The organism is Bacillus sp. ISL-77, from assembly GCF_018613105.1.
Window position 1 is genome coordinate 1 of record NZ_JAGGQY010000097.1, and the last position, 8,749, is coordinate 8,749.

The window sequence follows — 8,749 nt, forward strand, 5'->3', positions numbered from 1 at the left end:
CTAAATTATGTTCAACTAAACTGCCAATTTAGTGCAATAAGAATAATGGTTCCGCCGTATCGACCTGCTAATTAACCAATCGTAAGAAAAGAGCCGTAACTTTGACTCATTGTTGGCTCTAGCACTTCGTTAGATGAATAAGGTTTTTTTATAAAAGTTTAGACATATAGTATTCATCAACAAATATGCCGTCTATGTAGAGTGATTGTCTTTTTGTTCCTTCAATATCGAATCCCATTTTTTTGTATAATCCCAATCCAGCTTCATTACGAGTTACTACGGACAATTCTAATCGGTGAATACTATGCTCAGTTGCCCACTCTTCTAATTGTTTAAATAGTTTTGTTCCTATCCCAAGACCTCTATATCGATTTAAGATACCAATAACAAGATATACAGAATGTTTGTTCCTTCTGGCATTGCCACCAATAGCAATTAGGTATCCAATTAATTCATTATTTTCTTCTGCTACAAAAATAGTTGAATTATCCTCTTTTTTCATATCTTCTATTCTTTTTTCTTGTTGTTCAGGTCCAATATTTCTTTCTCCTTTTTCTAAGAGCATAAATGCGGACTCGCTTTCAACTTGTTTAATTAAATTCACAAAACTCGCTGCATCAATTGTTTTTATTTGCCTAATTTCCATTAAATATCACCCTTTAAATAATTAATGTTTTAATTTTATTTCTCGACCACAACCACAAAAACCTTTATTTTCTTTTTCAACTAACTTCTACCGTTAACTCAATAAAAAAAGCTGCCTCAATGACAGCTCCGATCTTCAACTATTGCACCCGTTAGCTCAATAAAGAGCTAATCTATTTCTCCCACCTGATGCCGATTTCTTCAAATGAAATTCTGCTTTCGTTAAGACCTTCATCGTCATCTGATTCAATCATTTTTATTTCATCCTCAGTCAAAACTATGTCACCAGTTGAGTTACTTATTTTTCTTTTAAACACAGATTGAAGTAGATTAACTTGAGTTTCAGACATTTCATAGTCCTCTTTCCATTCATTAATCGCTGTTTTAATATCTGTAACTTGCCTTTCTATTAAGAAACCACCATTTTCAATAAAATCCTCAAATTTGTCTTTTGAATAAATACCATCACAATTTCCCCAAAAAGCAGTAGTAACTACTGGGGCTGTCTTTCCATCAACATCATCTAGCACATATTGTAGAGTTTCGTTAACTGCCAACGTTTTTGCTTCTTCGGGAGCATCTATAAAGTAATCAAGAGCATCTATATTTTCTGATAAACGCTCACTATTATCGTTTCGAAAAGCACCTACCAAATAGTTGGGATGGAAGGTTATTGTCCCACGAGTACCTGAACTATCTTGTACATTGTAATTAATGTCATCCCAGGATTGTTCGTGCGAAAATTCAGGATAGTGAGCTACCATAATGGCGTGAGCAATTGAAGCCAATATGCATCCTTCCCAAAGCTGTTCTCTATCCCAATTTAACCTTTTCATATATTAATTCCCTCGTTTAACGATTAGATTTTATCCTTATTATTTCGCTACTAATTCTGATTAACCTTCTTAAAGTAACCTGCTACCGTTAGTTCAACAAGCACATACTCTTGTATTGCATCATTTTCTAGTTTTATGCAAGTGATATTTTTCTCAAAAAGGGAATATTAACTTTAAATCATTTTTTATTAAGGAGAAAAACAATGTTTACCTAGATATATGAGCATTTATTTTCCAATATACATTTTATGTTTTTTTATCGAGTATTAATTGCATTGCTGGCATTACTATTAATAATTGGTGAATTACAAAAAGGTAAGAAAAGCTCTTAACTTTTTTAACTTATATCTTCGTATTGTTCACTGAAGTTTTTACTTTCAAGTAACTTTCAAGTTTGCCCTTTTTGTCAAATACGATATAAAAGAGACATCTCTCTCTTCAACTAAACTGCCCTATAGTTTAAGTACAACATTTCACAATCTTCTTGTGGAAAAAGAAAAAAGGCGACCTTCTACTTGAAGTATCGCAGCCGTTACTTTAAGTGAATTAGTTCACAAGTCTTTTAGTTAATTTTCCTTTTACCCTCAATAAGGTATTGAAATCCATATAAAAAAAAAGCCTTGTAAAAGAAATATAAAAAGAATTGAAATTCGTTAAAATTAACTAATTTATAGAGTTTTACTTTTGTAAAGAACTTGGTAACTGGAGATACAAAAATTGTTTCAAAAAGGGCATTTAACAAAATAAACTTTTTAAAATGTATGTCCAGTTTAATGTCCAAACGATGGACTGCTTCATGCAGGATTACTAGATTTGAATAGGTATCGTCTTTTGAAAGATGATAAGGATTCATATGATGACAGTGCCAATCATTAATTCCTAGTTCCACCCCTGATATAGCGCATTTACCATACTGAGCAATGAACTTACTAATTCGATTGTCGTTATATCCAATTGTCCGATTTGGAAATAAAACTTCTCATGATAGACGATAAGACAGTTATGTTAATCGCTTTTAGATTTTTATGTATCTTTTCTCTACCTTCGCAGTGTAGTTACACGTAACCTGCGAGAAACATAGGCTTGTTTTATGCCGTTGGGCATAGATATAAAGACCCTCTCCAATTTACTTCTTGATGAACACTACTTCTATATAAGTTTCTATTTCTCCTTCTTGTTGAACTGCCACGTTTGGATAAAATCAGTAAAAATAAATAATTACCAAGAACAATGAGAACACTGCTATTAACAGTGTTCTCATTGTTCTTTTGTTCGTCATCGACCTAAATCAGTTTTCTGAATATTTGAGAGGTAATCAGTCAGTTGAATGAAGGTTCCTGAAAAGCCCTCCTGAACCATTTCTTGCGACTCCTCGTAAGTTTTCATTTCCTCCTCAGTTGGGGATACAGGTGTCCCAATCATCGTAAGTATTGTTTTACCTTCATGCTCGGTGAATGTAAAAGTATTGAGAATTTCCAATGGCCAGTTGTCGTTAAAAGGAGCACGTACGATGTTACCCTTTTCATAAGAAAAGAAAGAGGTGTAAACGAGTTTCTCTGGAGCATTTACTTCATGATAAACAAATTCGACCCACATTACATTACCTTCAGGAGATGTCTGGCTGTAATGGAAGACACCATCCTGGCGAATCTCAAACTTAGAAATATCAAAAGCCCATCCTTTTGGGCCCCACCAGTTCTGCAGATGTTCTGATTCGGTAAATGCCTTAAATACAAGCTCGCGAGGAGCGTTGAAACTACGGGTGATTTCGGTTTTTGTAAACATTTTATTCTTCCAATTATTGTTTTTTATTTTGTAGGTCCTTCAGATAAAGTTCCAATCTGTCGAGTTTTTCTTCCCATATTTCACGATACTGTTCCAACCAAATGTTTAATGCCTTAAAGGGTTCTGAACAAAGCTTATAAATTCGACGATTTGCATCGGCATAAAATTCCACCACTCCTGATTTATAAAGCACACTTAGATGTTTAGATGCCAATGGCTGGCGAATCTGAAGTCGGTCTGCAATTTCTCCCACGGTGAGAGGTCCGTCTCTAAGGAGTTCAACAATCCTTAATCGATTTGGCTCGGCAAGAGCACTTAATAATGTAGTATTCATCTTTACACCACGATTTATAGAATTATATTCCCTTGATTAAAATATAAACAAACAGGAATATTCCCGTCAAGTAATATTGAAGAAAATATTTATCTTGAATTAACTTAGTATAGCAAGGGGAGGTGAATCGGTCTTTTCTATTTCCATGATAGTTTTCTTGTTTTGTTGTACTACACCAGGCGGTATTAATTATATCCTTCCCCTTATTAAACTCCCTCAGTTTGATACGAATATCTCTTGAATGCTCACTTATTCGCAGGATTTCATAACCCCTATAAATAGATTGACGGGTAATTGCAATGAATTCAGATCATTTGGCTTCGTGAAGGCATAGTTAAATAAAGGAGTTAGCTACCACTCCATATTTTACCATATAATGTACATCTCCATGCCGCTCCTGGAGGCTTTCCCTCCCCTGTCTCAACGGGTCAATCGCCATCTCATTCCTTCGTCATGCCTATCCAAGGGGTGGAGGCCAGTTATGCTAACCTGATGGGTCACAGTGCCCTTTTGTTCAATAAACCTGGTACTCCGTACATATTTGAAATCTCACGAATAAGACAACATTCAAAAATTAAAGTTAACTGTTTTAAATGATGATTGTTTTACTTCTATGCTGCTAAAGGGATTAATACTTGGATTTTACTTGGACAGTAAGACTCATTTCGCCGTGCTATTCCTACAAAAATCCTTCAGAAAAAAATTACTATCAAATTGTTAACACGAGGCATCTAAAAATTTCACATTGTAATTTATCATGTTAAATGAACCATCACCTTGTTACGCCCCTTGAATTTAGCAGTATAAATACCTATATCAGCACGCCATAATAAACTTGAATTTACCGTAACAATTTGGTGGAAAACGTTATCCCTTTACTTACTTAGTACAACAATAAAAAAAATGACCTCCACTTAGACCATCACACACCTTTTATAACTTCAAGTTAGCATCCAATTTAATCTCCTGAAACCTCCTTTTATATCGGTGTATATCTTAAAAGATATTATCGAAAAATACACAAAGGAGGTGTAAGAAATGAGGCATATTTTAAGAATTGCCATGAAGTTTATTGCAGCTGTTGTTGTTCTGGGCATTATCGATGCGTTGGGCTACGATTTGGGCGCTTCTGATATCCTAGGGATTTCAGCGGTATTAGCTATTGTTAGTTATGTAGTGGGTGACTTATTTATTTTACGGGTTACCAATAACACAGTGGCAACTATTGCTGATTTTGCCTTAGCGTTTGTAATTCTCTACCTAATGATCGATAATATGACCATTGAGGATGACGTGTTATCCGCTTCACTTATTGGCTCGATAGCAATCACAGCTTTTGAAATTTTCTTCCATCGCTTATTAGGAAGAGAACAAGGCAAACAGGCTTCCAATCAGCGACAAACCATGCAAACTGGAAGACCACAATTTCAAACAGAAGCGTCTTCTGAATTAACTCCTGTTAAACAGGATGTAAGAAGTGCTCAACAGCACAAGTCTCAGGAGAACCAGAATAAACAATAATAGTCAAAAAAGCGTACATTTGTTCTGATATGCTCCCGATAAAGTAAACAGATGAAATAATAAAAATCTGTTTGCTTTGTTGGGGGCTTTTTCTATGGCGAAAAGTGCGTATACTGCACAAGAAAAATATGAGTTAATTATGGCTTATCTGGACAGACAAACCTTTATTCCAGACTTCTGCTGTCAAAACAACATTTCGAAGCATACGATTAAAAAATGGATGTTTCTATTTGAAACATATGGGATCAAGAGGCTTGAAGGATCTAGCGGTTGAAAAGGGTATTCAAACGAGGTAAAAACGGCTGCAGTTCTTGATTATCTTTCCGGGACCTATTCCCTGATTGAGATTGTACGTAAGTATGAAATATCAAGCGACTCTGTGTTGAGATAGTGGATAAAGCATTATAATGATCATAGAGAATTAAAAGAGATGCAAAGGATGAGTAACTCTATGATTAAAGGTCGGTCTACTACACTTGAAGAACGTTTGAAAATTGTTATGTACTGTCTTCAAAACCAAAAAAATTATCACCAGACTTCAGAGCTTTTTGAAGTTTCATATCAACAGGTTTACCAATGGGTGAAAAAGTATGAAAAAGAAGGAGAAGACGGTCTTAAAGATAAGCGCGGAAGGAGTAAGACAGAGCCAGAGTTAACTGCGGAGGAGAAAATCCAGCGAGAAATGAAGCGATTGGAGCGCGAAAATGAGCGTCTTCGGGCAGAGAATGTATTTTTAAAAAAGTTGGAGGAACTAGAAAGGAGGCGTTTAAAGAAGCGTCCTTAAGCCAGACCCGATTAACAGATAAATATGTAGCTATTCAAGAACTTCATGAGCAAGAAAATTTCTCCATTGTACTATTATGTGAGATTGCGAAGATCTCACGTTCAGCTTATTATAAGTGGATTGACCGTTCCCCTTCAGAAAATGAAAGGTTAAATGAGGAGATCCTTCAGGAGATAAAGCGCGTATATAAAAAGGTGGACGGCATATATGGCTATCGTCGTATAACATTGAACCTAAGACGTATCATGGAAGTGGAATAACGAAAAAAGGCTGCCGAAGCAGCAAAATCGTTCTTGAGCTAAAGCCCCGTTAATTAATTACATTAGTTCACTCCAACAAATCGATTCATTTAAGAATTCGCCTTATTTAGGTATCTCGTAGTCTTTCTTTTTTGCAGACATGGAAACAAGTGCAGATTCATTGAATCCTTTAACGATGAGCCATACTGCTAAAATCATTTCATTAGCTGCTACTGGTAGCGCCAAAATAGCACCCCAAACAGAAACTTGTTGAATTACACCGAACATTACTAACAAGGCACAAATAAAAACAAGCGTTGCCCCTGTCATACCCAGGATAGGTATAAACCTGGGTACGAGCTTGGATTTATAAAATATATAACTGTACATCATCGTATTGATGCCCAGCATGAAAAGGGGACCAAGCATAAATGTCCAGTCATGTACTGCTTTTAATATAATACCTGAAGCATAAAAAGAGGCGGAATCCGGGGCTCCTGCTGCTACAAATTCCCGGCTTAAGGTCAATAGGGACAGTACGCTGATTACACCAACGGTAATGATAACCGCTTCAAGAAACCTGAAGCAAATATGCCAAAGAGCTATCGTTTCATTATATTTTCTTAAAATTGGAAACATGGTAGTTGCCGTACCAATCGCTGATACGACAAGAATTAACTCCATAAATGCCCCAAGTATCACCTGGTTGGCGTGTTCAGATCCTTTAATCAGATAATCAGGACCCTTTAGAATAGGATCGTATAATTTAAGACCTATTATTGCTGTAACTGCTGCAAGTATAAACAAGACTCCTACAATTTTTGCCGCTTTTTTGTTTGAATTCATTTTTTTATCCCCTTTTTTAATAAATTCAATAACGATAAAGCAAAAACAATCACAGTTCTACAGCTTTGTGTTGTCCCCATAAAAGAATACCTCTTCCAGCGGTAAGTTAAAGGCATGAGCAATTCGAAAAGCCAGTTCTAGTGATGGGGAGTAGTTTCCCTTTTCGAGAGCCACAATCGTTTGTCTTGTTACGCCTACCTTGTCAGCCAATTGTTGCTGCGTCATTTCATCATGGTTAAATCGTAATTTTCGGATGTGGTTGCCGACAAGATTTTTGCCCATATTAGACTCCTCTCCTATAGTGATAAAGTTTCGTAACGGAGCCTGTCACATCGGAAATGAGTCCTGAAGTTATCAAGATAATGAACATCATCTGTGACGGCTGATAGATGACCAGCGAACCCATTGCAAGAAGAAAACCCACAATAAAGACAAAAAAAGAATTTCGGGTTGCTTTCAAGCCTATTAACTTATCTAGTTCATCTGCAAACGTTGGTTCCTTTTCTCTCGTCGTAATTCTAAAGACGATGTTAAAAATAATGCTGATAATGATGTGCGCGATTATTGAAACCAACATCAAGTTGAGGACAAAGGAACCCCAATAGCGAAAGGTTTCCTTCGACTCCAGCCCCCCCCCGGGATACTGCGGGTACATGTAAAAACAAAAAGATCCGAAAATGAGAATAACGCTGATCAACGATACAATGCTTTTCTTTTCTTGATAGGTCATAGTTTACACCCCCCGTGCGTTAAATTTTAAATTTGGTAAAATGTGTTAATTATAATGTAAAACAAACTATACATGAAGTCAAGTATAATTTACATATAAAAGGCAGGGCACCGTTTAATATGGCAATACGCCTGCCCTTGAAGAAGACGAAAATGGTTAGGCGGATTTTAAGAAACCAACTACCGCTTAGCCGATTTTCTAAAGCTGCAAAGCATAACAAAAAAATCAGACCTAAGCCAAAATAATTCAGCCTTGGTCTGATTTTTTAGCCTAGATATGTTCTACAAGAGAATTTCAACTCATTCACCCATATGGGTGAAGTGAAATAGTAATTGAGAATGTCATTTGGATAATCTCTTACTCCACTAGTCGAGTAGAAGGGAGCCTTTCTACCTTGCGGTAAATTGTACTCCACCCTCCGGGTAGAAAGGTCGCCCAATTGGCGACTCAAACCCCCACAGAACCCGGCGTGCGGATTTCCCGCACCGGGCTCTTCAGAAATTGCTTCACAGTTTCGCGTAAATCTTTAATTCCGAAAATGGAATTGAAAGTTTAGGACGCTCTAGAGGAAAAATCGACTTAATCTTATTGAACTTTTCCCACGTTATATAGCTCTTTTGGCTTCTACTACTTAACATTCTTCTCCAATAACGTTCCGTAATTTTATAGATTTTTGTTATTGACCGAAGATTGCCAGCCATACCATAGTAATTGTAATGACCTCTAAGAATTTGATTTATCTTCTCAACTTGGTCTTTTATAGACCAATGTCTGATAGTACGAAGTACTTCTTAGATTTTATTTACACTTCGCTTAAATCTGGTCTTCTCGTTTTTCCTACCTACCATGAAATTACCCTTACGGTTTTTTGTACAATAATGTGTAAAACCTAGGAAATAGATCGTTTCTAATTTCTTTCCTTTTTGTAGGGCATGTTTACTGGCAAACCGTCCAAACTCTACTCCCTCAGTTTAATACGATTTTCTCACGAATACTCGCTTATTCGCAGGATTTCATAACCCTTAATAT

At 36.3% G+C, this 8,749-nt stretch carries 12 protein-coding genes; 4 read left to right on the forward strand and 8 right to left on the reverse strand.

All coding sequences use genetic code 11. From position 1 onward, the window contains the following. Window positions 1–148: 148 nt before the first annotated feature. From J7E77_RS29290 to J7E77_RS29305, 4 genes are all read right to left on the reverse strand, one after another. Window positions 149–646 carry a GNAT family N-acetyltransferase gene (locus J7E77_RS29290; RefSeq protein ID WP_214719021.1) on the reverse strand — a complete coding sequence of 166 codons (498 nt, stop codon included), beginning with the start codon at window positions 644–646 and terminating at the stop codon, window positions 149–151. A 172-nt stretch (window positions 647–818) separates the two neighbouring features. Further along, window positions 819–1,481 carry a hypothetical protein gene (locus J7E77_RS29295; RefSeq protein ID WP_214719022.1) on the reverse strand — a complete coding sequence of 221 codons (663 nt, stop codon included), beginning with the start codon at window positions 1,479–1,481 and terminating at the stop codon, window positions 819–821. 1,275 nt (window positions 1,482–2,756) lie between these two features. Further along, window positions 2,757–3,266 (reverse strand): SRPBCC domain-containing protein, encoded by a 510-nt coding sequence (locus tag J7E77_RS29300; protein ID WP_214719023.1) that lies wholly within the window; start codon window positions 3,264–3,266, stop codon window positions 2,757–2,759. Between the two features lie 13 nt (window positions 3,267–3,279). After that, complete coding sequence (locus J7E77_RS29305) at window positions 3,280–3,600, reverse strand: ArsR/SmtB family transcription factor (RefSeq protein WP_214719025.1); 321 nt, start codon at window positions 3,598–3,600, stop codon at window positions 3,280–3,282. A gap of 1,038 nt (window positions 3,601–4,638) precedes the next feature. Here J7E77_RS29305 and J7E77_RS29310 point away from each other — a divergent pair. The 4 genes from J7E77_RS29310 (at window position 4,639) to J7E77_RS31895 (ending at window position 6,165) form a co-directional block, all read left to right on the forward strand. Next, window positions 4,639–5,121, forward strand: coding sequence for a YndM family protein (locus J7E77_RS29310; RefSeq protein ID WP_214719031.1), 483 nt, complete (start codon window positions 4,639–4,641; stop codon window positions 5,119–5,121). Window positions 5,122–5,215: 94 nt separating this feature from the next. Next, window positions 5,216–5,395 carry a helix-turn-helix domain-containing protein gene (locus J7E77_RS29315; protein ID WP_214719033.1) on the forward strand — a complete coding sequence of 60 codons (180 nt, stop codon included), beginning with the start codon at window positions 5,216–5,218 and terminating at the stop codon, window positions 5,393–5,395. A gap of 177 nt (window positions 5,396–5,572) precedes the next feature. Continuing rightward, window positions 5,573–5,905 carry a helix-turn-helix domain-containing protein gene (locus J7E77_RS29320; protein ID WP_214719035.1) on the forward strand — a complete coding sequence of 111 codons (333 nt, stop codon included), beginning with the start codon at window positions 5,573–5,575 and terminating at the stop codon, window positions 5,903–5,905. Window positions 5,906–6,066: 161 nt separating this feature from the next. Next, window positions 6,067–6,165: an IS3 family transposase gene (locus tag J7E77_RS31895; RefSeq protein WP_374103018.1), complete on the forward strand. Its 99-nt coding sequence runs from the start codon at window positions 6,067–6,069 to the stop codon at window positions 6,163–6,165. 102 nt (window positions 6,166–6,267) lie between these two features. Here J7E77_RS31895 and J7E77_RS29325 read toward each other — a convergent pair whose 3' ends face one another. The 4 genes from J7E77_RS29325 to J7E77_RS31000 form a co-directional block, all read right to left on the reverse strand. Further along, window positions 6,268–6,990, reverse strand: coding sequence for a DUF4386 domain-containing protein (locus tag J7E77_RS29325; protein WP_214719037.1), 723 nt, complete (start codon window positions 6,988–6,990; stop codon window positions 6,268–6,270). 57 nt (window positions 6,991–7,047) lie between these two features. Further along, entirely contained in the window at window positions 7,048–7,272 is a 225-nt protein-coding gene (locus J7E77_RS29330) for a helix-turn-helix transcriptional regulator (RefSeq protein ID WP_214719039.1), read from the reverse strand. 1 nt (window position 7,273) lies between these two features. Further along, on the reverse strand, window positions 7,274–7,720 hold the full coding sequence (locus tag J7E77_RS29335; protein ID WP_214719041.1) for a hypothetical protein: 447 nt from the start codon (window positions 7,718–7,720) through the stop codon (window positions 7,274–7,276). A gap of 506 nt (window positions 7,721–8,226) precedes the next feature. Next, the gene (locus J7E77_RS31000; protein ID WP_308160841.1) at window positions 8,227–8,496 is read right to left on the reverse strand and encodes a group II intron maturase-specific domain-containing protein; all 270 of its coding nucleotides are present in this window, start codon (window positions 8,494–8,496) and stop codon (window positions 8,227–8,229) included. Window positions 8,497–8,749: the final 253 nt, after the last annotated feature.

Excerpts from the sequence above, each read along its gene's own strand:
- J7E77_RS29290 (WP_214719021.1), bottom strand. The coding sequence starts at position 646 with ATGGAAATTAGGCAAATAAAAACAATTGATGCAGCGAGTTTTGTGAAT.
- J7E77_RS29295 (WP_214719022.1), bottom strand. The coding sequence starts at position 1,481 with ATGAAAAGGTTAAATTGGGATAGAGAACAGCTTTGGGAAGGATGCATA.
- J7E77_RS29300 (WP_214719023.1), bottom strand. The coding sequence starts at position 3,266 with ATGTTTACAAAAACCGAAATCACCCGTAGTTTCAACGCTCCTCGCGAG.
- J7E77_RS29305 (WP_214719025.1), bottom strand. The coding sequence starts at position 3,600 with ATGAATACTACATTATTAAGTGCTCTTGCCGAGCCAAATCGATTAAGG.
- J7E77_RS29310 (WP_214719031.1), top strand. The coding sequence starts at position 4,639 with ATGAGGCATATTTTAAGAATTGCCATGAAGTTTATTGCAGCTGTTGTT.
- J7E77_RS29315 (WP_214719033.1), top strand. The coding sequence starts at position 5,216 with ATGGCGAAAAGTGCGTATACTGCACAAGAAAAATATGAGTTAATTATG.
- J7E77_RS29320 (WP_214719035.1), top strand. The coding sequence starts at position 5,573 with ATGATTAAAGGTCGGTCTACTACACTTGAAGAACGTTTGAAAATTGTT.
- J7E77_RS29325 (WP_214719037.1), bottom strand. The coding sequence starts at position 6,990 with ATGAATTCAAACAAAAAAGCGGCAAAAATTGTAGGAGTCTTGTTTATA.
- J7E77_RS29330 (WP_214719039.1), bottom strand. The coding sequence starts at position 7,272 with ATGGGCAAAAATCTTGTCGGCAACCACATCCGAAAATTACGATTTAAC.
- J7E77_RS29335 (WP_214719041.1), bottom strand. The coding sequence starts at position 7,720 with ATGACCTATCAAGAAAAGAAAAGCATTGTATCGTTGATCAGCGTTATT.